Consider the following 26,564-nt stretch of genomic DNA (forward strand, 5'->3'; position numbering starts at 1 on the left):
ACCTTAAAGTATAAGGCTATGAATCTTCGGATTCGCGGCCTTTTTTTTTGCATTTTTTGAGGTTCACAACATAATGAAGACTAATCTCCCTGTTCCATGCTTCTCGACCCTTTTGGAGACACACCCGTCACTCGCTTAAACATCTTGGAAAATAGTAATGGATCTGTATACCCCACAGAGTGGGCCACTTCACTAACCGACAGGGCTGAATGCTGCAGCAGTTCAGCTGCACGATTCATCCGGTATTCGAGAAAGAAAGCCTGTAATGACTTGCCGTACCTCTCCTTAAAAAGCCCTGACAGATATGTGCGATCCAAACCTACGGCTCGGGCAATATCTAGAATTGAAGTTCTCTGACTATACCTGTTCTCCATAAATTGAACGGCCTGCCTGATGTATTCCTCTTTAGTGGACAGTGGCCGTTGCAGCTGCTCTTCTGCAGGAGAAGATGCAATCAATTCGGCGATCAGCCGGTACAGCAGGCTCTGGTTGAACACATCTCCCCCGGTACGTGTTGATGCTTGAACCATCTCCGTATAAAGACGAGCAAATGTGTCTCGATCTCTAGCCTCAAATACAGGATGTTCCGGACTGATGTGCGCCCGCTGCATGAATGCCTTGGCATGAACACCTTTGAACCCGAACCATGAATAAGTCCATGGCTGCTTCGCATCTGCTTCATAATGAATAAGTGTATCCGGAAGAATGACAAAGCCTTGACCCTGTGTAAGCTCGTATTGTTGATCCGCCATAAACACAGTGCCCTGTCCTTCATGAATGTAATGAACAATGTAGGCATCCCGAACACCCGGCCCCCAATAATGCGACGGATCACATGCCTGCCAACCGAAAAATAACAGTACCAATTCCATCTGCGTCAAATCCATAGGAACCACGTTCGTTTCGATTAATTTCAACATTCCACACTCCCTCCGTTCACCACAACAGGCAATCTCTTCACTAAAATTATAACAGGTAAATAGATGAATTATTAGCTGTAAGCGAATCCAAAAATGGGATTATGCCATGTTTCAGAGAGGTTGAGCCATAGTTATATAAGCCCGATCCGCCTATATTGGAGGTACACCATTTATTCAGGGAGGCTGAACTTGAGATGAACAAAATTACGTTCCTCGGTGCGGGAAGCACCGTTTTTGTCAAAAATGTATTGGGTGACGTTATGATGACCGAAGCACTTCAGGATTTTGAGCTGGCGTTGTTCGATATTGATGCTGAACGCCTAAGCGACTCAGAGCGTTTGCTTACCAGTATGGCCCGTTCGCTCGGAAGCCAATGTGCCATCAAAGCTTATACCGACCGCAAGGAAGCACTGCGCGGAGCCAAATATGTGATTAACGCCATTCAGGTGGGCGGTTATGATCCGTGTACCATTACGGATTTTGAGATTCCGAAGAAATATGGATTGCGTCAGACGATTGCCGATACGCTCGGGATTGGCGGGATTTTCCGTAATTTGCGGACGATTCCGGTGATGCTCGATTTTGCACGGGATATGCAGGAAGTGTGTCCTGATGCGTGGTTCCTGAACTACACCAACCCGATGGCGGTACTAACGAATGTCATGAACGTGCATGGCGGAATCAAAACCGTAGGTCTGTGTCACAGTGTACAGGTGTGTGTACCGCATCTGTTTGATGCACTGGGGATTGATCAGACGGGTGTGGTCGCGAAAGTTGCGGGTATCAACCATATGGCCTGGCTGCTGGAAGTGACACGGGATGGTGAAGATTTGTATCCAGAGATTAAACGTCTGGCGAAGGAAAAGCAGAAAGAGCAGCATGATGACATGGTGCGTTATGAGCTGATGCAGCGTTTTGGATACTATGTAACCGAGTCCTCCGAGCATAATGCCGAGTACCATCCTTATTTTATCAAACGAAACTACCCGGAGCTGATCGAACGCTTCAACATTCCGCTGGATGAGTATCCGCGCCGCTGCGTGAACCAGATTGAAGGCTGGAAAGAAATGCGTGAGAAGCTGTTATCCAGCGAAAATATTGAACATACGCGCAGCCGCGAATACGCTTCGCATATTATGGAAGCTATGGAGACGGATCGCCCTTACAAAATCGGCGGTAATGTCATGAATAACGGACTGATCACCAACCTGCCTCGTGAAGCCTGTGTTGAGGTGCCTTGTCTTGTTGATGGATCAGGTATCAGCCCGACGTATATCGGGGACCTGCCTCCGCAGCTTGCGGCATTGAACCGTACGAATATTAACACCCAGCTGTTGACCATTGAAGCGGCGATTACGGGCAAAAGAGAGCACATCTATCATGCCGCAATGCTTGACCCGCATACAGCTGCCGAGCTGTCCATCGATGATATCGTCTCCATGTGTGATGAACTGATCGAAGCTCATGGCGACTGGTTGCCGAAGTACACGTCATAAGAAGTTCATTGTTTGCAATTCAGAAGCACTAGTCTCCTCTCAGCAGGGAGGGGCTGGTGCTTTTTTGAGCTTTCATCTTGTTTCCTAGCCTAATCCTGAAGCAGAAAACGATAGCCGATTCCCGGCTCGGTCTGAATAAAACGTGGACGCGTGGGATCTTCCTGCAATTTTTTGCGCAGATGTCCGACATATACCCGCAAGTAATGGCTGTCCGACTCATGATGATGCCCTCCCCACACCTGTTGCAGCAGCTGGCGTTGGGTAATAATTTTGCCTGCATGGGTTGCGAGCACTTTCAGCATTTCATACTCAGTTGGTGTTAATTTTACGGGTGACCCGTCCAAATCGACCTGTCTCTGGGCCAAATCAATGGTGAGCGGACCAAAACGCAATACCGGCTCATCCGTAGTTTTAGCCACATGGCGAAGGGCAACCCGAATACGGGCAACGAGCTCCCCCATGCCAAACGGTTTGGTGACATAATCATCCGCCCCGCCATCAAGTGCAGCAATTTTATCCTCTTCGCGATCCTTTGCAGTCAGTACAATGACTGGTACCTGCGACCATTCCCGAATCCGCTGAAGTACATCCATTCCGGACATACCAGGCAAGCCCAGATCAAGCACGATCAGATCAGGATGTACAATGCTCGCCTGAAGGACCGCTTCTTCGCCGTTGGCGCATTCGTGAATCTCAAATTGATGCGCCTGAAGCGTAACCTTCAGCAGTTTACGGATTTGTGGTTCATCATCCACAATTAATATACGCGCGCCTTGCGGTGCCGTCATGTCATTCTTCCTCTCCTTGTCCCATATACGGGAATGATGCTTCGGGTTCCTCTGTGGGCAAACAGATGCATACCCGCGTCCCGCCTCCCGGATTCGGTTCTGCGGTAATCGTACCTCCGTGAACTTCGACGATTCCTCTACAGATGGCAAGCCCAAGTCCCGTACCTGTCACATGCCGTGACGATTCGGATCGATAAAACTTCTCAAACACCCGCTCGCGCTCTGCTTCCGGAATCCCAACACCCGAATCAGCCACCACAATAGTCATTCGTCCATGCCGCTCATCCACCTTCACCGTAATGACGATTTCACTGTCCTCTGGTGAATATTTGATGGCATTGCTGATGACGTTGACCAGAACCTGCTCCAGCAAAACCTCATCCCCGGATACAAACGGCGGCTGATCGGGCAATTCAACCCGAATGCGACGGTGCTGGATGAATTGTTGAACCTGGGTTAGCACAATGCCGATCATGTCGCCCACGTCGCACCATTTTCTGCGCAGCTGCAACATGCCACTCTCCAGCTTCACCATGCCCAGCAAATTGGTTACCAGCCTGTTCATGCGAAGCGCTCCATCCCGAATATTGCCTGTCAGTTCTTTTCGATCCTCCGGGGTAAAAAGAGAATCATTCTCCAGCAAACCTGTCGCTGAACCAATGATGGCCGTAAGGGGTGTCCGTAGCTCATGGGACACCGAGTCCAGCAAAGCGGTGCGAATTCGTTCCGATTCAGCCGTCACTTGCGCGAGTCTCGCTTCCTCAGCCAGCTTGACACGGGCAATGGCACTTGCTGCCAGCCCGCCACACGCTTCCAGCAAACGCAGCTCTTCCCGCTGCTCCTGAAGATCGCTGGATTCCAGATTCACAGCAAGCACCCCATGTGTCTGGTCTTCTGTACGCAGCGGCACATACAGACCAGACGATTCCCGCAGGCTGGAGGAGCCGCGTCCGGCAATTTCGCCATGTTTATACACCCATTTGGCAATAGCGACTTCAGCTTCCCCTTCACCCCAGGCTATTGAATCCGAATCCTCCGAAGAGGAGGTAACCTGAAGTTCGCCTTGAGCATTCGGGAGATATATTGCCGCCGGAGCCCCAAGTGTCAGTGACACTTGTCTCACAATGTTGCCGAGTAGAGTATGCAAATCTGTAACAGCCGTCATCTGACGGCTTAAAGCATATAGCGAATTCGTCGTAATCTCGCGTTGTTTTACCACCTCCAGCTGCTGCCGCAGGCGCCCCGCCAGACTCGCCGTTAATACCGCCACTGCCAAATACACTATAAAAGAAAACATATATCGCAAATCTTCAACCGTAAAACTGAGAAACGGGGGAACAAAAAAGAAGTCAAAGGCAACAACGCTAAGACTTGCTGCATATATGGCCGGACCCATTCCCCAGTACACAGCGCTGACCAATACCGGAAAAAGATAAATTAACCCCACGTTAACCAGGTCATCACTAATCCCTATCGCATGAAGCAGAATGGTTAGCAATGTGATTCCAAGGGTTACCCATATATATTTGGGAACACGGTTCAGCTTCAGCCGGAAGTCTTCCCCTTTATTTCGTTCAGACACAGCACATCTCACATCCCGCTCAGATCATAATCGTAGTCCGCAACGATCAATACGTCCATATGTCTGGATAACCGCACCAGCCTGCTGACCACCGTTCCCTTTCCACGATAGCCGTTCAGCCACCAGACTCGTCTCGCTTGACCAACCACCAACTGCGTTGCTTTTTCTTCAGAAGCTTTACCCGCCAAAATACCAGGCACATCTCTTAGCCTCTGGCTATGATGAATATGAAATTTGCCGCCCAGTCGAACGGTCAGCTGTTCCAGCTCCTCCAACTGGCATTTCACTTCATCACTCATGACTTCACCTACATGAACATGGTGCACATGCCAGACCGCCTTTAACCGGTAGGCTGTACGAAATCCGCGGCGAATCAGCCGCTCCGCATGCTCATCACTGCTTACGCAGACAAAGACCGCCTCCTGTCTGCGCCAGGGACCGCGAAGTGCACTTTTGCGCTCCTGTGATTCAAGGCGTTCATCCACATCATCGGCCAATTCCCGCAGGGCAAGTTCCCGTAAGGCAATCAGATTACCAATGCGAAAAAAATGACCAAGCGCTTGTTCCACCTTGGCTGCTGCATAGATTTTACCCTCCCGCATGCGTTGCCGCAAGGCTTGGGGGGCAACATCGATAAGTTGGACCTCATCTGCCATTTGCAAAATCTGATCCGGCACGGTCTCTCGGACTCGAATTCCCGTAATATGTTCCACCGCATCGTTCAGACTTTCCAGATGCTGCACATTCACGGTAGTGATGACAGAGATGCCTGCATCCAACAGGATCTGCACATCTTCGTAACGCTTTTGCCGCAAGCTTCCCGGGACATTCGTATGCGCGAGCTCATCCACCAATACCACTTCAGGACATAGACGAAGAATGGCATCAGTGTCCATTTCCTCGAGCTTCACCCCTTGGTACACCCGCTGCTCTCGTGGAATGATGGATAACTGGCCGATCTGTTCCAACGTCTCCGCCCGATTATGTGTCTCCAGCAGACCAATCTGTACATCGATGCCTTTGCGGAGCAGATCATTGCCTTCCCGGAGCATCATATAGGTTTTTCCCACACCTGGCGCAGCACCGATGTATACCTTGAACTTACCACGCCGAATCTGACCAATCTGTGCCTTCATCTCCTGCTCACTTAACCTGCGATATGTTGGCGTCTCTGTATCCGGCAATCGGGTCGGAAGTACCCGCTCGCCCTCATGCTGTGCCCGATCGGCGAGTAGAAACAGATCGACACCCCGCACTCTGCGCAGCAAGGAATTAACAAATGATCCCCGCCACAGCTCCTGCCAGCGACTGTGCCGTGAGTGTCCCATAACAATACGGGTAATCTGATGCTGGACTGCGTAGCGTGCAAGTGTAGATGGAATGTTACGGCGGTGTAATACAGGCAATTCCTCAAACTGCCCTCCAAACTTCTCCACCAGTTTGATCATGTTGCGACGAAAAACAGTAGCTTCCTTGGTTAGCGGCTGCTTCATATTGCGAAAGGTCACGGCATGCAGATCCCCGTTTAATCTCTTCGCAATCTGCTGTCCGCGCCGAATATAGATGGACCCGTTCCAGTGATATTGGGTGGATACCAAAATGCGTTCCATGATGCCTGTCGTAACCGTAATTCCCATCTCTTCCCGGTGCTCACGCAGTGATTCGTTGACCCCTTCCGCAACAAGTCGAAGAGCCAGTTCACGCAAAATGCCCAAATTGCCATGCCGAAACACCGCTTCACCTTCATGTCCCCGAAGGTGTCCCTCCGCAAGACGGCTTAATACGGTTTCCGGGGTTACATCGATCAATTTCACTTCATCGGCCAGTTCAAGGGTATCGGCAGGTACAGTATGCTCTGCTGCAATTCCCGTTAGCTGGCGTGCAAGCTCCGTATATCCCTCCAGTTCATATACATTCACCGTTGTAATGACACTGATGTTGTGTCGCAGCAAATACTGAATGTCTTCCAGTCGGGTTGCATGACGCGCCCCTTTTCGGTTTCTATGAGCAAGCCCATCAACGAGCACAACCTCCGGATTACGTGCCAGCAGAGCATCCAGATTCAGGTCCTTCATCTCCATGCCATCCTTCCAGCGAGACCAGTGAATGCTTGGAATCCGCTCCAACTCGCCGAGCTGCTCCACGGTCTCCGGTCTTTGCATGGTAGACACAGCGCAGATAACCACATCGATCCCCTGATGGCGTAATGTGTTTCCTTCCCTAAGCATATGATACGTTTTGCCCGAACCGCTGACCGGACCGATATATATCTTCAAGGTGCCCTGCTGCAGCTTCGTGATCATCTTCAAGATGTCTTCCGGGGACTTCCGCTTGAAGCTGTCTTCCATCCTGTTCACTCCCCCAACATAACCTTTACTTAAAATGGAGAAAGCCCCTTCCGAAGCTCGGAAGAAGGCCTGATACGAACAACCGAGGGAAGTTGTATTCCCCGTGGATCTACCCAACACGATGCCTGTTATTTTAGCTCAGCCGTCAACGCTTGATTCAGAGCGGTCACATTCACACGCGGCTCACCGAAAATGCCTAGCTGTCGCCCTTGTGTATGTTCCTCGACGATCTTGGCAAGCTCTTGCTCACCAAGGCCCGTTGCCTGGCTAATCCGGGGAATCTGTGCTTTTGCCGCTTCCGGTGACAGATCGGGGTCAAGACCGGAACCGGAACCTGTCACGAGATCTGCAGGAATTTGCTGCAAGCCCGGATTCTCTTGCTTGAGCTGAGCCACCTTTTCCTTCATTTCAACTATATACGCCTCCGATGCCACAGCGCGATTGGAACCTGCCGAAGCGGTTCCATCATAATTAGCGTTCGATGCCCGGGGCTGGAACAGCCCCGGCGATTTTACTTCCTGCGCCAGCAGAGACGAACCGATGGTTTTCCCGCCTTGTGTGATCAGACTGCCGTTCGCCTGATTTGAGAAGAGCAGCTGCGCCACTCCGGTTGTAACAAGCGGGTAGATAATACCGCAAATTAGCATAAGTACGACAGACAACCGAATGGCGGGCAGTACCTGTTTCATATGAATCACATCCTGATTTGTTATTGTAAAAACTCAACCTATACGTGTTACACTGGTTCACTCCGATTGCAGCACCATCCTACGATCGCTGTTATCCCCAGATTTTTTTTGATTCCCTTTTCCAAGGGATAAAATCCGGGGATAAAGGCGAACACTTCGTTTCTTCAGATTGGTTCTGCACTCTTCGTTGTCGTGTAAATCAAGGCTTCTTTTTAAATACTTAGTTAAATAAGCCCCGACAGGACCAGATCAATCAGCTTAATACCGATAAACGGAACAATTACACCGCCCACACCATAGATGAACACATTCCGTCCAAGCAGCCGCTCCGCGGACATAGCCCGATATTTCACACCCCGCATGGCGATTGGGATTAGCAGTGGGATAATGATGGCGTTGAAGATCAGCGCTGACAAAATTGCGGACTGCGGTGAAGCGAGATTCATAATATTGAGTGCCTGAAGCTGCGGCATGGCTAGAATAAACATGGCCGGAATGATGGCGAAATACTTGGCAATATCATTGGATATCGAAAAGGTCGTCAGTGCGCCGCGGGTAATGAGCAGCTGCTTGCCAATGGAGACCACCGACAACAGCTTGGTCGGGTCGGAATCCAGATCGATCATGTTGGCCGCTTCCTTGGCCGCCATGGTGCCCGAATTCATCGCGAGGCCGACATCGGCCTGCGCTAGAGCAGGAGCATCGTTGGTGCCGTCGCCGGTCATGGCGACGAGCTTACCCTCCTGCTGCTCTTTTTTGATCGCGTTAATCTTGTCTTCCGGCTTGGCCTCGGCAATAAAATCATCCACGCCCGCTTCCAGCGCAATGGTCGCCGCCGTCAGGGGATTATCCCCTGTACACATGATCGTCTTGATGCCCATGGCTCGCATCTCTGCAAACTTCTCTTTCAGCCCCGGCTTCACCGTATCTTTCAAATAGATCACACCATAAATCTGGTCATCAATCGCAACAGCAAGCGGTGTACCCCCAGCCTTTGCAATTCGGTTAGCTATATCGTCCAAATCGCCGGGTATCCGTCCTCCACGGGAGGAAATATGGCGTTTGATTGCATCCACCGCACCTTTGCGAATCTGCTTCCCACCGCTTAGATTCAGACCCGACATGCGGGTCTCTGCGGTGAAGTTCACATGTTCTGCATCTGCATATTCTGTCTCCGCCCAGTTCTCCCCCTGCTTACCAGCCAATTCGACGACCGAGCGTCCCTCTGGTGTCTCATCCACTACGGAAGCTTGCAGCGCAGCCCGGGTCATCTCTTGTGCAGATACGCCCTGAACGGGAATAAACTCCGAGGCCATGCGGTTGCCGTACGTAATTGTTCCGGTTTTGTCCAGAATCAGCGTATCAATATCCCCTGCCGCTTCCACCGCTTTACCCGACATGGCGAGTACGTTGAACTGCGTGACACGGTCCATCCCGGCAATACCAATCGCGGATAACAACCCGCCGATCGTCGTCGGAATCAGACAGACAAGCAACGCGATAAGGGTAGCCAGATCAAGCCGGATGCCCAAATAATTCGCCATTGGCACCATGGTCATGATGACAATCAGAAATATCAGCGTCAACACGGCGAGCAGTGTTGTCAGCGCAATTTCATTCGGCGTTTTCTGGCGCTGTGCACCTTCAACGAGTGAGATCATTCGGTCGAGGAACGACTCCCCCGGATCGGTCTGCACACGCATCACGATATAGTCAGAAGTAACCCGCGTGCCTCCGGTAACGGAGGAAAAGTCACCGCCCGCCTCCTTGATTACGGGAGCCGATTCCCCGGTAATAGCGGACTCGTCGATAGAGGCCAGCCCTTCAATAATCTCACCGTCCGTGGGAATCAGTTCGCCTGCTTCTACACGGACGATATCTCCTTTTTTCAACTGGGTCGAAGACACTTGCTTAATGGTCCCGTCTTTCTGTACCAGCTTTGCAGTCGTGTCCGATTTCGTCTTCCGTAGCGTATCTGCCTGAGCTTTACCCCGTCCCTCTGCCAGTGCTTCAGCAAAGTTGGCAAACAGCAACGTGAACAACAGGATGAGAAACACCGCGATGTTGTACCCTCGCCCTGCCTCGGATGCAACAAATAGATCCGGATTGATACATAACAGCAATGTGATGAGTGTGCCGACTTCGACGATAAACATCACCGGATTTTTGATCATGACGACCGGGTTCAGCTTCTTGAAGGCATCCAGAGATGCCTGAAGCAGAATATCCCGACTTAATGTTTTGCTTCTTTTGGGCGTACCGGGATCCGTGCCCGTACCTCTCGTTCCTTTACCCTGGGTTCTGATCGTGCCTCTGTCTAATCCTTCCACCGTCTGCTCCTTCTTTCGTTCTACTACATTCATTGTGATAATCCACCTCCGCACTTTACGTCCTTGCTCCTATTCCCATATCCGATCACTGTACCGTTCATCATCGAATCATCGCCAAATGTTCTGCAATCGGTCCAAGCGCCAGTGATGGGAAGAACGTCAACGCCCCAACTACCACAATCATCATCACCAGAATACCTGCAAAAAGAGGCGTGTGCGTACGCAATGTACCCGTTGTTACGGGAACAACCCGTTTGGTGGCCAGTGATCCGGCAATGGCGAGCATCGCGATCATGGAAATGTATCTTCCAAGCAGCATTACCACACCAATGGCGATGTTGTAAAAGTCTGTATTGGCATTCAGTCCGGCAAACGCCGATCCATTATTGGCAGCTCCGGATGCAAAGGCATATAACACTTCGGTCAGACCATGCATGCCTGAATTCGAAATTGAAGCGACAGACTCAGGACGCATAAGCGCCAGCGCGGTCGGAGCCAGAATAATCAAAGGATGAACAAGCAGCGCGATAGACGCGAGCTTCACTTCCTTACCCTCAATTTTTTTGCCAAGAAATTCAGGGGTCCGCCCAACCATCAGCCCACAGATAAACACAGCCAGAATCACATAGAGCAATCCGTTGAGCAAACCTACCCCTTTACCGCCGAATACGTTGTTGAGCATCATCTCGGCCAGTGCAACCATGCCACCAAGCGGGGTAAGCGACTCATGCATATTGTTCACCGACCCGGTTGTGGCTGCTGTAGTCACCGCTGTGAACAGCGCCGATTCGGATACCCCAAACCTGACTTCCTTGCCTTCCATATTACCTTGGATTCCCACCGCATCCAGCGCTGGCACACCGCGATATTCCGAAACAAATACCGTGGTCAGCATCACGAGGAAAAGTAAACTCATAGCCGCAAACAGCGTCCAGCCCTGCTTCCGGTTGTTCACCATGATGCCGAAGGCGTAAACCAGCGCAGTAGGAAGCAGCATCATGCAGACGATATGCACCAGATTCGATAACGCCGTTGGGTTCTCAAATGGATGCGCTGCATTGGTTCCGAACCAACCTCCACCATTGGTACCCAAGTGTTTGATCGACTCCAGCGAAGCGACCAACCCGCGGCTAATCGTCTGCTGTGCCCCGTCCAGTGTGGTTGCGTTCACCGCTCCCGCCAGTGTCTGCGGCACACCCTGGAATACGAGGAACAACGCCACAATGAAGCTCAGTGGCAAAAAGATTCTCGTAATCGACCGTACCACGTCGACGTAGAAGTTCCCCAGTTCATCCCGTCGGCCCACCAGGCCGCGAATGAAGGCAATAGCGACCGCGAAGCCGGTCGCGGCTGAGGTGAACATTGGAAACGTCACGGCCAGCATCTGTGACAGATACGACAGGGCGTTCTCTCCCGTGTAAGACTGCCAGTTCGTGTTGGTCATGAACGATGCAGCTGTATTAAAGGCCTGTGCCGCAGGCATATTACCGATGCCATCCGGGTTGAGTGGTAAATACTTTTGCAGCCGCAGCACCAGAAACATCAATAAAAGCATGATGAAGTTCGAAATGAGCACGGCTGACAGGTACTTTTTCCAACCCATCGACTCGTTCTCCTTCACCCCCATCAATCGATACAGCAATCGCTCAGGCCCGCCAAATATCCGATCCAGTCCTGTTCGTTTGCCGTCAAACACCTTCACCAGATAACTCCCTACTGGCTTCACCAGTAGTATGATGATCAGCAGCGTCACCGCCACTTGTAATAAACCGCTACTCATATCCGCATATCCTCCCTAAAATCGACGATCCGAGTGCTTCTGGTTTCGTGCCCCAAGCGACCATCAGAACTTCTCCGGCCTCACTAGCACGTAACAAAGATAGACTACCAGTGCGAGCACAATCATGCCGATGACGATCATACGGCTTCTCCCCTTTCATGCCCTATGCATTCATGCTTTCTCACAAAATTTCACAAAGCCCCAGAACACCACAAACAACAGCACAACCAGCCCAATTATCGTGGCATCATTCACCATGTGCTCCCCTCCCTCTCTCTACCGTTCTTGCAACCTTCTACATATGAAATCGTAATACGAAACGCTGTAAAAAGGGGGTAAAGAAATACCCTCCAGGGTGTAAAAAAAGCGTAAAAAAGACCCGTTCCACTCAGCGATTAGCTGAAGGAAGCGGGTCTATGTATGTTGGGTGCCCTTTATCCAAACGGATTCTGGGCCCATTGCAGCAGTCTCTTCCGGGTAATTTTCCCGTGTGACGTATGTTGAATAACTTGGCCGCCGTCCAGCAGCAGGACTTGAGGCGATTCATGGTGAACCTCGGTATCTTCCGCAATGCGGCGGGAAAGCGAGCGGCTTTCGATGACTTTGACGATTCGGTACTCCATCTTCTGTGCGGGATCTGATGCATTCGAGCCCACAAAGGCCATAAACTCCCTGTATGCTCTCGCACTGACTGGACAAGTTGTACTGTGTTTCAGAAGCAGCACCGGATGATCCTGCGACCGCTCAAGTACCTCTTCCCATTCCTCCTGCTTATACAATTCCTTGACATGTTCACTCAGCATATCATCCAGCCCCGAGCCTGCACGTTTGCTAACGGCAGATCCAACCACGACGCCCATTGCCACACCAAAGGCAACCCCCAGAGCGATCTGGTTTGTTGCCACGCCAATACTCGTTCCAATGGCAATACCCACCCCAAGCCAAAGAGTTTGAGGATTCACTTTTTTGTCCATGGAGATCATCCTCCTTGAAGATATTCATAAAAAAATATTAATTTTAATGTAGGAACAGTCACTCATTTGCCTGTATAAAATGGCTATGATAACATAAGAATAGACAATATGGAGAGGTGAAATCCTCTCACGGCGCACGTCTGTTCAGATGCAGAGCAAATCCCACCGCAGGCGGTCAACCTGTTTAACGGTGGGTTTTTGTTTATGACTTCATTACGGTAATGCCACCCGTTGTCTACCAAAATTATACCATAGGCGCCTACGCAGGCGCTTTTATATTCCTCATCGAAGAGTCCACTTTTGTGATACACTGAGTGTAATTTGGCAACGATGAACATGAAGATATGATTGGAAAGGCGGAAATTCGTTATGGCATATGCTTTTATGATCGAACCGCAGTATTATACCGCTTTGGAGAACGAAGACGAGTTGATTGAGAAGTGCCAGGAATGGGGCTTGCTTTCGGAAAAAGCAACGAAGGTCAAAACGTTCTATTATAAAGGGAATGGGCTGAATATGCCTTGCACCATCATTGGCTTTGTCGATCATATGGCAGCAGTCATTCAATTGGACAATAACCAGAAACACTGCATTCATCCGTCTTATCTGAAAGAAATGCAGGCGTCCAGCTATAATGTAAAAAGTCCGGTTGGAGCGGGTACGGCAAAGGACAAATCTAATGAACCAGTCGCTACAACCAACTTAGAAGAGCTCCCTAGCTCTGATGCTGCACAAGATCCTGTTACTGCTTCCTATTCGGATAAGATTCCATCCGGTATGAGTGACTTTGATTCCGAACTGGATGTGGACACGGATAACGATGATACCTCCTCCGAGCTAAAAGGCGACCCTGATGGTCTGGTGGAAGAGTATGTTGGACCCGCTAACGCAACAAGCAGTGCTGCTAAACCAAAGGCAAAAACCGCAGGTAAAGCTAAATCGCTTAAGATTGAATTGCCGGAGGGTAAAGTGAAAATGTCCGCTGTTGTGAAGGAATTTACGACCGTGCCGAACCATTTCTCCGACAATGATGATGAAGTCATTATCTATGAAGCTCTTACGATCACCGAGCCCGAAGTTATTGACGTTGGCGAAGCCTGGTCCAGCCACAGTGCCACGATCAAGAAGCAGGAGCTTGAGGTTGGCGATGTGCTTACTTTTGAAGCAAAGATTATCAAGAAAAAGCTGACCAAGAACCCTGTTCCCTACAAAATCAACAATCCTTCCAAGATTCAGAAAGAAGTCTAATTTTTAGATTAGCAAGTATACACACTCCTTGCAGGAGTCACAAAAAAACCTCCAGACACGTTACTCATGTCCTGGAGGTTTTGTAGTTTTATCTTCTATGTCAGAGACACTAACTTACATTTTACTGATGGTTGGCTGCTGTACAGCTGATCTGGAACTGAACGCCAAATTTATCGATAACCATGCCGTAGGCTGGACTCCAAAATGTTTCCTGGATCGGCATTTTCACTTCGCCACCGTCTTGCAACTGGTTGAAAATTTCTTTGGCTTCATCCGCAGTATCCGTGTTCACCGTAACATTCACATGATTACCCACAATATAAGGCATGCCAGGGAATGTATCGGATAACATCAGTACAGAACTGCCAATCTGCAAAGAAGCATGCATGATGCGGTCTTTCGCTTCGGGAGGTACGGGGTGGTCTGGGTTAGAAGGACCATCGCCAAATGTCTGGAGAACCAGCACTTCCGCTCCAAATGCCTTTTTGTAAAATTCTACTGCTTCACGTCCGTTACCATCCGTTACAAGATACACATTCAAGCTAATCGCCATTCGTGCTTCATCTCCTTGATATCATGTAATTGAACCATTCCTGCCACTTGCGACAAGAGTATATACGAATAGGTTGTCCATTGACAAGAAGGTATTTCCACAAGCTCCTCTAAGAACAAATTCCCCTCTCCAAAGGGGCTCTGACCACTATTCATTCCACTTCCAGCAGTACTGGGGCACAAAAATCATCCAGTGGTAGGATTGTCCTGTATTCCTTATTTTATCCCCGGTTTGTGCGAGCATAATGAAAGATTGATAGGATAATACCCGGTACCAGCGCAGCAAAACTGGCAGAGATGAGACACCATTTCAGCAGAGTAAAAATCGGAGTCAATTCTGCTACCACGGGAGTATGTACAGGATAACGATACATCGTCAAGGAGGCACCTGCATTTTCAAGCATATCTAAGGCCCATCCTCCAACTGGAAGCAAATTAAGCCTTCGCCAGCGATTCTCTGGCGGAATCACTCGATACAGAATAGACAACAAAACCAACAACAGGAACAGATAAACGATCGGCCAGACGAGATCAAATGTAAAACGTGCCTGGATATAAGCGCTACGCCCTTCTTCGCCATATTGTTCAGCCATCTGGTAGAGATCATTTGCCGAATACAGGAAGGATGTATCCGGTGATTCTCCACTTCCTGTTACTTCTTCCGACTTCGCCGCCTGCCAGGGAAGAATGAATGCAATAAAGCATGCAAAAATAACAACTGAAGCCACCACCCATTTCCAATTCACCCAATGGTATAGCCCTCTCGAGAGTTTGCTCAGCATGGTCTGTTCCTCCTATCTCCAAAAAAAAACCACTCTCCCGAATCCTGTCGGTAAAATGGCTGCGGTCGATCCTATGAGGTTAGCGCGTTTTTACGATGCTATCTATTTCACTTTTCAACAAGAGGTATCGGTGAACACTTCTCATGATCGGGACCTTAGTTAGTTTATTCTTGTCTACATAAAGTTTCATCTGATCTTTGGTCAGACCGAGCAAACTCCCTGCTTCAGATACCGTCAATACAACCTCGGGATTCGTAGCATTAAACGTTTTTTTCACTTTCTGGTTCCAGTCCTCGAATACCTGCATAGATCAGTGATCTCCCCTATCCATAGCCAGTCATTTTCCAGGCTGAATAGATCTATTATACCATACTTGTGATGATCGTAACTTAATCCTTATCGAGAACCAATTAATGTTAATGAATTTAGGCTTCGCGACCAAACACCTCGAACTGACTTAATGCCGGGAATGGAGAGGGATCTGACGACTTAATCAGTTCGCTTAACGTTACCCATTCCACGTCCTTCGACTGAATTTCGATCGTTTGTGGTTTATGAGTTTGGATCAAACTGGCCTGCTCGGAGCTGCCATCGGAAAAGGTAAGAGTAACCCGCTCCCAGAAGTTATCGTGGGGAAAATCTGCACGCAAGGTCAGGACTACTTTGTCGATAGACACCGTACGTCCAAAGTTGACTGTAATGGCAGCATCATCCCGCTGGTTGATCCCCCAAGATTCGTAAGGCCACTCGCCATGTGAATCATTGGCGCTGTTGCCATTAATGGCGTTACGTGCTGCAAATACGGACTCTCCACGGGTTTCCACGTTGGCGGAGGCATGGGGAAAACAGCTTTCGTTTCCATGCTGATCATAAGGATTCAGCGCTACATTTTTATATGCCTCAATCTCTTCACGTGTAGCCAACCGAGCATGTAGAACATGCTTGTCACCCGTAAATGACTTTGGTGAATAGGACACTCGTTTCTCGTCAAAAGGAATGGCATAACGATACTCCTCACCTGTAAAATAAACGAAAGCCGGGTTCATGGAATCCTCCAGCTGGATGATCAGATATACGTTTACATCAGAGCTTCTTAGAACGATACTGTCCCCTGATCCATAAGCCTGTCTGTACACAAGATTTACTTGTTCACTGTCCGTCCGCGTTTCGAGCACCACACCGTCCGCATTTTGAATTTCGAGCGATAAGTTCGTCATCTACATTCTCCATTTCTATTAATATTATTTATAATTATCTTGATTAGAAAATATGAAAGCGCTTCGCTTTATTATACTTTATCATAATCACGGGACTGGGCATCCCTGAATAATGACTTATTTAACACAAAGACGAGTATATTTTCCAACATAAGAAGTGCAAAAAGAGCCACTTCCTTAAAGTGGCCCCACAATGTAAAACTAAATGATTGCCCTAAGCCTCTTCCCAGAAGCGGCGCAGGTTGCTCATGGCGATTTTGGAAGCAGATTTGCATTCCTCCATGCCCTCAAACTCAATCGTAATGTTACCATCATAACCGGAGTCTTTGATCAGCCTCACAATTTTGCGAATTGGAATATCGCCTTGCCCAACAATGGCACCGCGCAGGAAGTTGCCGTAAGCGGTTGTGAACCATTCCCCTTCACCCGGATGCTCATCATAAGGGCGGAAATAAAAGTCTTTGAAGTGGACCAGAGAAGCGTACGGCAGATTTTTCATGACCCCGATAATCGGATTCTCATCCACGCACATGAAGTTGCCAATATCGAGTGTCGTTTTGAAGTTGGGACGATCTACAGCATGAAGCACACGCTGCACACGATCACTGGCCTGCACACTGAAGCCGTGATTCTCAATGGTTGTTGTAATGCCAAACTGTGCAGCATAATCAGCAATGATCTGGCTTCCCTTCACCATCAGCGGCAAATTTTCCTCAAACCAGGCAATGGTCATTTTCTCCTTAGGCAAAGTAAACGCCGTTACGTCATGACGCATATGCTTTACACCCATCCGGTGTACAACATCGACATGTCTTTTGACCCGAGCTATCTCTTCTTCAAAAGCTTCTTCCGTCTCCTGTACGAAATTCGCAGGCATCGAATAGTTGGACAGCTCAATACCCGCAGAAGCAGCCCGCTCCCGAATGGCGTCGGCGAGATCAGGATTGTCCTCCACGGTGTAGCCATACGGAACCATCTCCATATGCTCGCCACCATTCGCAGCAATCCAGTCGATGATATCCAGAACCGTCATTTCACCTGAATTCAGATCGTTCAACAAGCTATACGTACTCAGGCCCACCTTCATCTGCTCAGCTCCCTATCGGTATTGTTGGATAAATTTAACCGCTTTGCGAATGTCCTGTTCCGGCTGGTCGCCTACCTCGCGTTCAATCGTCAGATAACCTTTGTAGCCAATATCCCGAAGGGCTGCAAAGTATGCGTCAAAATCCACACTGCCCTCGCCCAGCGGTACCTCACGGAAGAATGTTCCGGAAGAGACCATTTCGGCAATTTTCTCATGATCCATAGGCGCATATCCTACTGCACCGTATACGTCCCTCGGGTCTACTTCCTTCAGGCGCACACCATCTTTCACATGGGTATGCACAATATAATCCTTGAGCAGATGAACACCTCGTGCAGGGTCATCTCCGGTAACCATCACCATGTTCGCCGGGTCAAAATTCACCGAAACCCCGTTAGTCGACAGGGTATCCAGAAATCCTTTCAGGTCTGCTGCCGTTTCCGGTCCCGTCTCAATCGCGAAGTAGGCTCCTGCGCTTTTGGCGTATTGCCCCAGTTCCTCACATGCGGCATGCAGTGTGGCATACACTTCGGAGGAAGGATCGTGCGGAACAATACCGATATGTGTTGTGACGATATTTGTACCTAGATCCAAAGCAAGATCCACGATGCGCTTGGACTTCTCTACTTTCCACGGATTATCTTCCTTGACCTGAAACCCGTGACCACCCAAATCGCCAACCAGGGCAGAAATTTCAAGACCAAGAGAATCGATATAACTTCTTAACTCCTTGCGAGCTGTCGGAGAGAGGTTCTCAGGGTCCATCTCTCCATGGACTGCATAGATCTGTACGCCTTCTGCACCTACATCCTTCGCTTTGCTTAATCCTTCACGTACACCTACACCGAAGCTATCCACGATCACGCCAATCTTGTTTGTTAATTTCATGCCATACCCTCCCGTTAAATCGGTATTTGATTTTTCATTCCTGGTGAGCCTTCATGATGGACGGAATGCTCTATACAATTTTCGACCCCTACCCGGTCACTCCTTTTTCTCCGATCATTTCTTATCCGGTTTCTTGAGACTAATCTGCTGAGACCAGCTTCACGGTTTGAATTTCATATGGCTTGAACGTCAGCTCAAAATTCCCTTCATGACAAGCTAGTGGTCTAATATCATCCTCCAACAGATTGACTACAGACGTCTGTATACGCGCGTCAGCCCATTGAATCTCAACCGTTTCTCTTCCACCAGATGACTCATAGAAACGAAGTACCGTTCCCGTACCGTCTTCGGAAGCCTTAATCGTATCCAGAATGACATGTTCACTATGGAAATGAACCCAGCTGTGCTCTGCTGGCAATGTGCCAGAGTGTCGTTCACTTGCAACAACCCGAACCGGGTAGTTCAGTTCCATCGCACGTCGTACCACACCCGCTTCCCGCCAATCTCCCTGATGCGGCAGCAGGGAATACGTGAATTCATGCTCACCCCGGTCAGCATGTTCATCCGGCCATTTAGGAGCACGGAGCAGGGAAAGACGGATCGTCTGATCCTTGATGTCATATCCATATTTACAATCGTTCAGCAGGCTTACACCACTGTTGCCCTCAGAGATATCCGCCCAGCGGTGACCACACACTTCAAACTGGGCTTGCTCCCAACTGGTGTTGTTATGAGTAGGGCGCTCCAGCGCACCAAACGGGATTTCATAGGCAGCTTTCGCTGATAGCAAATCAACGGGAAAAGCCACTTTAAGCAGCTTATGGCTCTCCGCCCAGTTCACCTTTGTCTTGAAATCAACACGTCGCTGATGACGATACAGGATAATATCCTGGTGAATCTCCGACTCGTTTAACTTCCAGTGAAACCGAAGGATATCCTGCGTTACTCCACGCTGTACTACTTCTTTGGAGATCAGCTCTGCCACTCCTGCTCGCTGCGATTCAAACCGCGGATCAATATCCCAAGCATCCCAATACGTTGGCCTGTCATGGAAAAACTGTAACTCATTCGCTTTATCGCCCGGCTTCAGCCACTCCCGTTGCATGGATTTGTCATACCATCTGGTGATCTCTCCTACATCGTTAAACTCAAGCGTGTAAAAGTCCGTTTCCCAGACAGAAGGAAAGGATTCATCCTGCTTCAATGCAGGCAGATTGGCATCCGGTTCATGGCGTAGCCATAACGTTGTATATCCAAAGGCCGGAATAGATCGGACATAGACTGACAAGGTCAGTGCGTCTCCATTTGCCTCAAGGTCACTCGGCAGACGATTACCCTGATGGTCAAACGCTGCTATACCGCTCAGTTTCTCGTCGCCTGTAATCGTAATGACTTCTCCCCGCTCCCAGCCTAGGCTATTAAATACAACATAGGGCAGACCGTCGAAGCCATCTGTCGCAATGCGGTCCTCAATACGGCCAAGAGTATCATCCATAGCCGATGTCCCCAGAGCGAATACTTTCGTATACTCTTCCATAGATGTTACGTATACCTCGGGAATGGACGTGCCCGGGATAATATCATGGAATTGATTCAACATAATCAGCTTCCAGCCTTCATCCAGATCACTTTTCGACTGAGCTGCTTCAACTCCGGCAAACTGCCCCCAGATTTCCGCTTCCCGATACAACACCTCCGCTTTGCGATTGCTCCGTTTGTTGCGCGCATGGGTTGTATAGGTTCCACGGTGCAGTTCCAGATATAAGTCGCCATGCCATTTGGGCAGCTTAGGATTGTTGTTCGAAATTTCTTCGAAAAACGCGCCAGCTGTACTGAAATTGCTGATGGGCTGCCCAACCATGAAATGGGATCGCTCTGCGAACGCAACCATTTCATTCGTTACCCCGCCTCCACCATCGCCATGCCCATACAGCAGCATTTGCTCGGGGTGTACATCCTTCTGCTTGTAGGATTGCCAGTGCTCATCGACATCCTTGGGCCGGGTATGTTCATTCACTCCATGATTGAGATACGCAAGCACCGAGGTGCCGTCAATGCCCACCCAGTGGAACAGATCATACGGGAAAACGTTGGTATCATTCCAATTGAGCTTGGTGGTCATAAAATAAGGAATATCAGCCAGCTTGAGCAGTTGTGGCAGCGAAGCACAGTAGCCAAACGTGTCAGGAAGCCACTCGATGTTTGAACGCTTGCCGAACTCCTCCTGATAAAAGTTCTGCCCGTATAAGATCTGCCGCACCAGCGACTCGCCACTCGGAATGTTCAGATCAGGCTCTACCCACATGCCACCAACTAGTTCCCAGCGGCCTTCGGCAATTCGGGCTTTGATTCGTTCGTACAGCTCTGGATAGTGCTCTTTCACGAATGCATACAGCTGTGGTTGACTCTGCGAATACACGAACTCCGGATACTCATCCATCAAAGTACACATCGTGGAGAAGGTGCGGCTGGACTTGCGCACGGTCTCACGCACAGGCCACAGCCAGGCAATATCGATATGGGACTGCCCAACCAGATGCATGAATCCGTCCCGGTACTCTTCCGGGTCTTCCTCCTGCACCGACTGTGCGAGCCATTCTTCCCAATGCTGCACCCACGCCGCTTCACTCCAGCGCTCCGGCTTGTTGTACATCTTATCCATCACCTGATGAATATCCCGAATAAGACGGGTGCGCTTTAAGTCTTTCTCCGGCAATGCTCTGAGTGATTCTGCAAGTACCGTAATGCTATACATTAGACTCTGTAAAGGCGAATTAACACGAACCAAAGCGGCTCGGATACCCTGAATTGGCGGCTGGATGACCGCCTGTCGATTCAAGGGGTCATGTGGTTCCGGTATGGGATCATATAGCTCAATCTCCAGCAAAGGCGTAGTTCCCACACGGCTCTTCGGTAACGGTACATACCCATGATTGCGGTCCAGTCCGTGATAAGGCATGCCATTTACCCTTAGCAGCCCTTCACCCCCGGCCTCGAAGATCAATCCGACCACATCTTCCTCCCAATTAGCCGGAATCTCTACGGTTTTGCTCAGAAAATAAGTCGTTCCATGGTTGCTATGGAGCGGATTCAAGCTTTGAACAGCCGCATTCTCCTGTTCATACTCGTATTCGCCAGGACGGATATACTTGGCTTTCTGCATCTGCCACTCTAGAAGTTCAATGGTATCCGTCCATTGCTGCTGAGCCAGATCCTGAATGAATCGCTGAATTCGAATCATACCTCCACCCCCACCTTCTGGATGTGTAAACTACAAGCAGCCCAGTCTCTGGAGCTGCTACCAACCATCAGCTTGAATTCACCCGGCTCCACAACAGGCTGAAGACGGGAGTTGATCAGCTCCAGATGTTCTTTTTGCACAGGGAACGTCACCATCTGGGTCTGTCCCGGCTCCAGATGAATTTTACGGAAACCCTTCAGCGAAATTTCGGCTCGGGTGACCGAAGCCGATACATCCGTAATATACAGCTGCACCACCTCATTTCCCGCAACCACTCCCGTATTTGTGACTTCTACCTGCACCTCTGCTTCATCGTCTGGTCCGATCACTTCCGGCACAACTCTTACATTCTCGTACTTAAATTCTGTATAACTCAGCCCAAAGCCGAACGGATATTGTGGTACCAGATCGATCTCCAGATATCGCTTACCCCGAGTGCGTTTGGCATTGTAGCTGACCGGAAGCTGACCTACATGCTTGGGAATGGAGACGGTAAGACGACCAGATGGATTCACATCACCGAACAGAATATCTGCAATAGCGTTGCCTCCCTCCTGCCCCGGATACCACGCTTCCACAATGGCATGGGCATGCTCATCAATCCATGATTCAGCAATCGGCCGGCCGTTAATATATACGACAATAACCGGTTTCCCCAGCTTATGTACTTCCTGCACCAGTTCCAATTGAACACCCATCAGGTTCAGAGACGAGCGGTCTATCCCCTCGCCGCACTCCATATCGTTCCATGGATCATCCGTAACAACGGATGCCCCCGTCCGCAGATCAATGGTCCCTTCGCCAAAATCCCGGCTACTTGACCCTCCCATCACCATAATGATGGTGTCTGCTTCTTCAGCACAGGCGAGCGCTTGCGCAAAGCCCTCTCTGGAATCCCCTTTGATCCGGCAGCCTGGTGCGTACAGCACCTTTCCGGTGTCAGCACCAAGCTTGCGCGTAATCCCATCCAGCACCGTAACGATCTGTCCTCTCGGCTGCGGCGAGGTGTAGTCGCCAAGCTGGTTGTAGACGTGGTTCGCATTTGGGCCAATGACCGCCAGTTTTGTACCTGTTTTACCGAGCGGAAGGGTGTTGTCTTCATTTTTGAGTAAAATGATTCCCTCTTGCGCGACTTTTCTCGCCAGCTGAATATGTTCTTCACATCCGATCACCTGCTCTGCAAAGTCAGGATCAACGAAAGGTTGTTCGAATAAGCCCAGTCTGAACTTCATCTCCAGCACCCGCCTTACCGCTGTATCCAGATCCTGCTCTTCAATTAATCCTTGCGACAGGGCCTGCCCGAGATGCTTACGGTACATGTACCCGGACATTTCCATATCCACCCCTGCCTTAAGCGACTGAGCGACGGCCTGCTCCCCGTTCTCCGCGGTGTTGTGTCCATTGACGAGCATCTGAATTGCACCAAAGTCAGTAATGACAAATCCGTCAAACCCCCATTGCTCGCGCAGGAGATCATTCAGCAGATACGAACTCGACGTACAAGGCACACCATCAATCTCGTTATACGCTGTCATGACAGAACATGCTCCGGCTTCCACTGCTTTCTTGAACGGCAGCAGATCCACCTCGTGCAGCTCTCGCAGTCCCATATGCACCGGAGCAGCATTGCGCCCACCCTCCGAGCTGCCATAGGCTGCAAAATGTTTGAGTGTCGCCACAATCGTCCGATTAGAATCGAGCCGGTCACCCTGTAAACCTTTTATCGCTTCAACCGCTAGTTCACCGATCAGGTATGGATCTTCGGCAAAACATTCCTCCGTCCGTCCCCATCTCGGGTCCCGTACGACATCAAGCACAGGCGAATATGTTGCCGCTCCTCCCTGGCTCCGAGTCTCCACAGCAATCGCTTCACACATCTTGCGGTACAATTCCGTGTTCCAAGCACTTCCTACTGCTAACGGCACCGGGAATACGGTTGCCCCAATGGCCATATGCCCGTGAGAACACTCTTCCCCGAACAATATGGGAATGCCCAGCCGGGAGTTCTCCATGGCATACCGCTGAATTTCATTGGTGGCAACAGCTCCCTGCCTAGGCGTTAGGCCAGTCTCCAGCGTCACTTCCGTCCAGGGATCAGCACGAAGTGCTCCATACAACGACCCCATCCCGCCCTCTGCGATGTCCTTTTTAAACTCATCTGTAACCTGAACCGTACTATCTGCTTCCTTAACATAAGTCTTCCACCCCATCGGCTGGATCAGCTGCCCTATCTTCTCCTCCGTGGTCATCCGCCCGAGCAGATCTTGGGTCCGCTCCTGAACGGGAAGTGAAGCATCTTTATAGTCCATATGCACATTCTCCTTATGAGTTCGGCTTAGTCTGGTGCATGGGCTCACATGGCTTTTCGGTAGTCGCTAGGCGCTACACCCACCACATTCTTGAACGCCCGATTGAAGGAATTGTAATTCGTATACCCAACTTCCTCACTGATCTCCTGAATGGCCTTATCCGTCTCCAGCATGAGCTGCTTCGCCTTCTCAATACGGTGACTAATCAGAAGATCCACGAACTTCTCACCAATTTCGTCCTTAAACAGCTTGCTTAAATATTTCGGATTGATATCAAATAGATCACTTAGATAATTCAGTGACAGCTCGGGGTTGTTGTAGTTCTGTTCAATATACTTGCGAATTTCAAGAATATGAGATCTATGTTTTCTGGAGCAATGAAGCGTCTGCATCTCATCAGCCAGCTCACGGAAACCTTCCCAGCACAGCGCGCGTAAATCATCCAACGTCTCCCAACCTTCCAACCTAGGAAGAAGTGGTGTAAATACAGATGCCCATCGCTCCTGATACTCTCGTGGAAGTTCTGCGAACTCCCGGTTATAGTGCTGGAACAGCAATTGGACCGTATTCATAATCTCCTGGCGGGAGAGCACGGATTCATGGATCTGTTCGAACAAGCGGTCAAAATGATTCTCCCACACATCTTCCGAGAGTCGCATCGCCTGCACCAGCAAAGAGATCGTCTTCAGGAATTCATACACATCATTGGTTGAGTTCGGTACCTCCCCGCATGGAATGATCCGATTCATGCCGAGCACAGCCTTGTATTCCAAGGCATGCACCGCCTCCTTCAGCGAAGCTCTCAGACCACGGACATCCACTGCCACTCTTCCAATACCAATGGTTACGGTGAAGTTCAAATACTGCCCAACCCTGTCCAGATAACCGGAGAGCAGTCTCTGCTCGGTCTCCTCACCTTTCTCCATTTCGGGAATCCAGAGTATGGCATACAGACGCTGATCCGATATCCACTCTGCCCATACTTCGGTGCCCTCGTGCCTTGCACTCTCCTGCAGAATGCTGGATAACACAAATTTCAGGAGGGATTGATCCTGATTGTGGTACTCCTCCATGAACCGGGAATACTGATCAATCTCCACCACCATTACAGCCCATCGATTCTCTAACTGCGGGAGCTTGAACCTGCTCATCTCCGCTGTAAGTTCACTACCGGTAAAGTCCCGCGTACCCTCCAGCAGCTCCTGAAAGAAATATTTCTTCTGCAAAATCAGGTTCTCTTCATGCTCCTCCTGATATTGCTTAGTTTGATCAATCATTTGCTCCAGCGTAGTCTGGATAAAACGGAACTCGTTATCCTTCGTATAACCCGCCCCTGGCTGTTTCTGCGAAGCCACCGTCTCAATCAACGTGACAATCTGCTGGATGGGCTTGTAATTTCTACGTGTCACATAGATCACCCATATCACACCAATCAGGACAACAGCAACGGCAAAAACAAACCAGATATTATAAAATTTCAGGGCAAATTTGACGATCTTGCCATTATTCAGTCCCGTCTGTACCTTCCAGCCGCTGTAGCTGGATGTAAACTCGGAGAATACTTCACCTGAGTCTGTTTTGGGAGAAACCGCTGTAATTCCATCCTGAATTCCTCCGTCCCACAGATTGCCACCCGAGCGATTGAAGATATTCACGAAGGTGAATTCAGGGTCATACATCTGCATGATGGATTTCTGCAAGGTCGGCAGATCGACGTTAACAACCACAAGACCCGTGCCGTTTCCGACACCGCGAATGAGTGTAATGACCTGTTTTCCTTCCTCTGTCGGGAATGCCTTAAAGGATCTCGCCCCCACCCACTTTTGCGTTGCCGCAGCACGACTGTCTTTAATAAACGCTGCATCCGGGAATTCCTCAATCGGCACTGCCTTGCCGTTGCTGAATACCGTATCGTCGTTGTATCTCACCAGATATATGGAATCAATCAGCGGATACTCTATTTTTAATTCATCAATAACCTGGACTGCTTGAATTCCGGCATACACATCCTCGCTTCCGGTTACCGAATAATAATTTTTCAGGTTGGGATTGGTCAAAATATCACGCAGCACCTTGAAGTCAATGGAACGTAGTGAATTGTCCAAATATTGCGTTACCTGTGACGCCAGAAATTCATTGGCCTTGAGTGCTTCTCTCCGGTTCTGTTCATTGAATACCTGAAAGAAGATAATAAACAGGATTGTGGTCACGATAAAAAAAACAGGCAAATACGATAGCAGCAAACGTCTAAACCAACTGTTGTTCATCTCCGAGGCCCCCCACCACTGTTTATACGCATGAGCATTTTGCATAATCTGGAATGACAACCGCGC

At 49.7% G+C, this 26,564-nt stretch carries 20 protein-coding genes; 2 read left to right on the forward strand and 18 right to left on the reverse strand.

Annotated features, from left to right (window positions below):
* Positions 1 to 80: 80 nt before the first annotated feature.
* Positions 81 to 920 carry an AraC family transcriptional regulator gene (locus tag A6049_RS20535; protein ID WP_063566445.1) on the reverse strand — a complete coding sequence of 280 codons (840 nt, stop codon included), beginning with the start codon at positions 918 to 920 and terminating at the stop codon, positions 81 to 83.
* Between the two features lie 194 nt (positions 921 to 1,114).
* Between A6049_RS20535 and melA the strand changes: the two genes are divergently transcribed.
* Positions 1,115 to 2,416 carry an alpha-glucosidase/alpha-galactosidase gene (gene melA, locus A6049_RS20540; protein ID WP_063566446.1) on the forward strand — a complete coding sequence of 434 codons (1,302 nt, stop codon included), beginning with the start codon at positions 1,115 to 1,117 and terminating at the stop codon, positions 2,414 to 2,416.
* Positions 2,417 to 2,505: 89 nt separating this feature from the next.
* Here the strand turns inward: melA and A6049_RS20545 are convergent, their stop codons facing one another.
* From A6049_RS20545 to ytxJ, 8 genes are all read right to left on the reverse strand, one after another.
* On the reverse strand, positions 2,506 to 3,204 hold the full coding sequence (locus A6049_RS20545) for a response regulator (protein WP_063566447.1): 699 nt from the start codon (positions 3,202 to 3,204) through the stop codon (positions 2,506 to 2,508).
* 1 nt (position 3,205) lies between these two features.
* Positions 3,206 to 4,786: an ATP-binding protein gene (locus tag A6049_RS20550; RefSeq protein ID WP_231952808.1), complete on the reverse strand. Its 1,581-nt coding sequence runs from the start codon at positions 4,784 to 4,786 to the stop codon at positions 3,206 to 3,208.
* 8 nt (positions 4,787 to 4,794) lie between these two features.
* Positions 4,795 to 7,134, reverse strand: a complete 2,340-nt coding sequence (locus A6049_RS20555; protein WP_063566448.1) for a histidine kinase — start codon at positions 7,132 to 7,134, stop codon at positions 4,795 to 4,797.
* Positions 7,135 to 7,262: 128 nt separating this feature from the next.
* Positions 7,263 to 7,823 (reverse strand): potassium-transporting ATPase subunit KdpC, encoded by a 561-nt coding sequence (gene kdpC / locus A6049_RS20560; protein WP_063566449.1) that lies wholly within the window; start codon positions 7,821 to 7,823, stop codon positions 7,263 to 7,265.
* Between the two features lie 224 nt (positions 7,824 to 8,047).
* Entirely contained in the window at positions 8,048 to 10,186 is a 2,139-nt protein-coding gene (gene kdpB, locus A6049_RS20565) for a potassium-transporting ATPase subunit KdpB (protein ID WP_240321502.1), read from the reverse strand.
* 67 nt (positions 10,187 to 10,253) lie between these two features.
* Positions 10,254 to 11,933 carry a potassium-transporting ATPase subunit KdpA gene (gene kdpA, locus A6049_RS20570; RefSeq protein ID WP_063566450.1) on the reverse strand — a complete coding sequence of 560 codons (1,680 nt, stop codon included), beginning with the start codon at positions 11,931 to 11,933 and terminating at the stop codon, positions 10,254 to 10,256.
* A 63-nt stretch (positions 11,934 to 11,996) separates the two neighbouring features.
* Positions 11,997 to 12,074 carry a K(+)-transporting ATPase subunit F gene (gene kdpF / locus A6049_RS32675; protein WP_095206177.1) on the reverse strand — a complete coding sequence of 26 codons (78 nt, stop codon included), beginning with the start codon at positions 12,072 to 12,074 and terminating at the stop codon, positions 11,997 to 11,999.
* Positions 12,075 to 12,367: 293 nt separating this feature from the next.
* Positions 12,368 to 12,907 (reverse strand): bacillithiol system redox-active protein YtxJ, encoded by a 540-nt coding sequence (gene ytxJ / locus A6049_RS20575; RefSeq protein ID WP_161490620.1) that lies wholly within the window; start codon positions 12,905 to 12,907, stop codon positions 12,368 to 12,370.
* Positions 12,908 to 13,276: 369 nt separating this feature from the next.
* On the opposite strand from ytxJ, the gene A6049_RS20580 reads away from it, so the two are divergent.
* A complete protein-coding gene (locus tag A6049_RS20580) occupies positions 13,277 to 14,155 on the forward strand; it encodes a hypothetical protein (protein WP_063566451.1) in 879 nt (292 codons plus the stop codon).
* A 121-nt stretch (positions 14,156 to 14,276) separates the two neighbouring features.
* Here A6049_RS20580 and A6049_RS20585 read toward each other — a convergent pair whose 3' ends face one another.
* The 9 genes from A6049_RS20585 to A6049_RS20625 form a co-directional block, all read right to left on the reverse strand.
* A complete protein-coding gene (locus A6049_RS20585) occupies positions 14,277 to 14,708 on the reverse strand; it encodes a VOC family protein (RefSeq protein ID WP_063566452.1) in 432 nt (143 codons plus the stop codon).
* 220 nt (positions 14,709 to 14,928) lie between these two features.
* Positions 14,929 to 15,489 carry a hypothetical protein gene (locus A6049_RS20590; protein ID WP_063566453.1) on the reverse strand — a complete coding sequence of 187 codons (561 nt, stop codon included), beginning with the start codon at positions 15,487 to 15,489 and terminating at the stop codon, positions 14,929 to 14,931.
* 79 nt (positions 15,490 to 15,568) lie between these two features.
* The gene (locus A6049_RS20595) at positions 15,569 to 15,796 is read right to left on the reverse strand and encodes a hypothetical protein (protein WP_053782996.1); all 228 of its coding nucleotides are present in this window, start codon (positions 15,794 to 15,796) and stop codon (positions 15,569 to 15,571) included.
* A gap of 118 nt (positions 15,797 to 15,914) precedes the next feature.
* Positions 15,915 to 16,706, reverse strand: a complete 792-nt coding sequence (locus A6049_RS20600) for a hypothetical protein (protein ID WP_063566454.1) — start codon at positions 16,704 to 16,706, stop codon at positions 15,915 to 15,917.
* Between the two features lie 214 nt (positions 16,707 to 16,920).
* Positions 16,921 to 17,793, reverse strand: a complete 873-nt coding sequence (locus tag A6049_RS20605) for a sugar phosphate isomerase/epimerase family protein (protein ID WP_063566455.1) — start codon at positions 17,791 to 17,793, stop codon at positions 16,921 to 16,923.
* Positions 17,794 to 17,805: 12 nt separating this feature from the next.
* Positions 17,806 to 18,681: a sugar phosphate isomerase/epimerase family protein gene (locus tag A6049_RS20610; RefSeq protein WP_063566456.1), complete on the reverse strand. Its 876-nt coding sequence runs from the start codon at positions 18,679 to 18,681 to the stop codon at positions 17,806 to 17,808.
* Positions 18,682 to 18,820: 139 nt separating this feature from the next.
* Positions 18,821 to 21,922: an alpha-mannosidase gene (locus tag A6049_RS20615; RefSeq protein ID WP_063566457.1), complete on the reverse strand. Its 3,102-nt coding sequence runs from the start codon at positions 21,920 to 21,922 to the stop codon at positions 18,821 to 18,823.
* A complete protein-coding gene (locus A6049_RS20620; protein WP_063566458.1) occupies positions 21,919 to 24,231 on the reverse strand; it encodes a glycoside hydrolase family 3 N-terminal domain-containing protein in 2,313 nt (770 codons plus the stop codon). The genes A6049_RS20615 and A6049_RS20620 overlap by 4 nt, the downstream gene beginning before the upstream one ends.
* Before the next feature lie 44 nt (positions 24,232 to 24,275).
* Positions 24,276 to 26,498, reverse strand: a complete 2,223-nt coding sequence (locus tag A6049_RS20625) for a helix-turn-helix domain-containing protein (RefSeq protein ID WP_063566459.1) — start codon at positions 26,496 to 26,498, stop codon at positions 24,276 to 24,278.
* Positions 26,499 to 26,564: the final 66 nt, after the last annotated feature.

Source organism: Paenibacillus sp. O199 (genome assembly GCF_001636635.1).
Taxonomy (GTDB): Bacteria; Bacillota; Bacilli; order Paenibacillales; family Paenibacillaceae; genus Paenibacillus; species Paenibacillus marchantiae.

Coding starts and splice junctions, on each gene's coding strand:
- A6049_RS20580 (WP_063566451.1), top strand. CDS start 13,277: ATGGCATATGCTTTTATGATCGAACCGCAGTATTATACCGCTTTGGAG.
- kdpF (WP_095206177.1), bottom strand. CDS start 12,074: ATGATCGTCATCGGCATGATTGTGCTCGCACTGGTAGTCTATCTTTGT.
- kdpB (WP_240321502.1), bottom strand. CDS start 10,186: ATGAATGTAGTAGAACGAAAGAAGGAGCAGACGGTGGAAGGATTAGAC.
- A6049_RS20610 (WP_063566456.1), bottom strand. CDS start 18,681: ATGAAATTAACAAACAAGATTGGCGTGATCGTGGATAGCTTCGGTGTA.
- A6049_RS20625 (WP_063566459.1), bottom strand. CDS start 26,498: ATGAACAACAGTTGGTTTAGACGTTTGCTGCTATCGTATTTGCCTGTT.
- A6049_RS20595 (WP_053782996.1), bottom strand. CDS start 15,796: ATGCAGGTATTCGAGGACTGGAACCAGAAAGTGAAAAAAACGTTTAAT.
- A6049_RS20535 (WP_063566445.1), bottom strand. CDS start 920: ATGTTGAAATTAATCGAAACGAACGTGGTTCCTATGGATTTGACGCAG.
- melA (WP_063566446.1), top strand. CDS start 1,115: ATGAACAAAATTACGTTCCTCGGTGCGGGAAGCACCGTTTTTGTCAAA.
- ytxJ (WP_161490620.1), bottom strand. CDS start 12,907: ATGGACAAAAAAGTGAATCCTCAAACTCTTTGGCTTGGGGTGGGTATT.
- A6049_RS20585 (WP_063566452.1), bottom strand. CDS start 14,708: ATGGCGATTAGCTTGAATGTGTATCTTGTAACGGATGGTAACGGACGT.
- A6049_RS20590 (WP_063566453.1), bottom strand. CDS start 15,489: ATGCTGAGCAAACTCTCGAGAGGGCTATACCATTGGGTGAATTGGAAA.
- A6049_RS20600 (WP_063566454.1), bottom strand. CDS start 16,706: ATGACGAACTTATCGCTCGAAATTCAAAATGCGGACGGTGTGGTGCTC.
- A6049_RS20605 (WP_063566455.1), bottom strand. CDS start 17,793: ATGAAGGTGGGCCTGAGTACGTATAGCTTGTTGAACGATCTGAATTCA.
- kdpC (WP_063566449.1), bottom strand. CDS start 7,823: ATGAAACAGGTACTGCCCGCCATTCGGTTGTCTGTCGTACTTATGCTA.
- A6049_RS20620 (WP_063566458.1), bottom strand. CDS start 24,231: ATGGACTATAAAGATGCTTCACTTCCCGTTCAGGAGCGGACCCAAGAT.
- A6049_RS20555 (WP_063566448.1), bottom strand. CDS start 7,134: ATGGAAGACAGCTTCAAGCGGAAGTCCCCGGAAGACATCTTGAAGATG.
- A6049_RS20545 (WP_063566447.1), bottom strand. CDS start 3,204: ATGACGGCACCGCAAGGCGCGCGTATATTAATTGTGGATGATGAACCA.
- A6049_RS20615 (WP_063566457.1), bottom strand. CDS start 21,922: ATGATTCGAATTCAGCGATTCATTCAGGATCTGGCTCAGCAGCAATGG.
- kdpA (WP_063566450.1), bottom strand. CDS start 11,933: ATGAGTAGCGGTTTATTACAAGTGGCGGTGACGCTGCTGATCATCATA.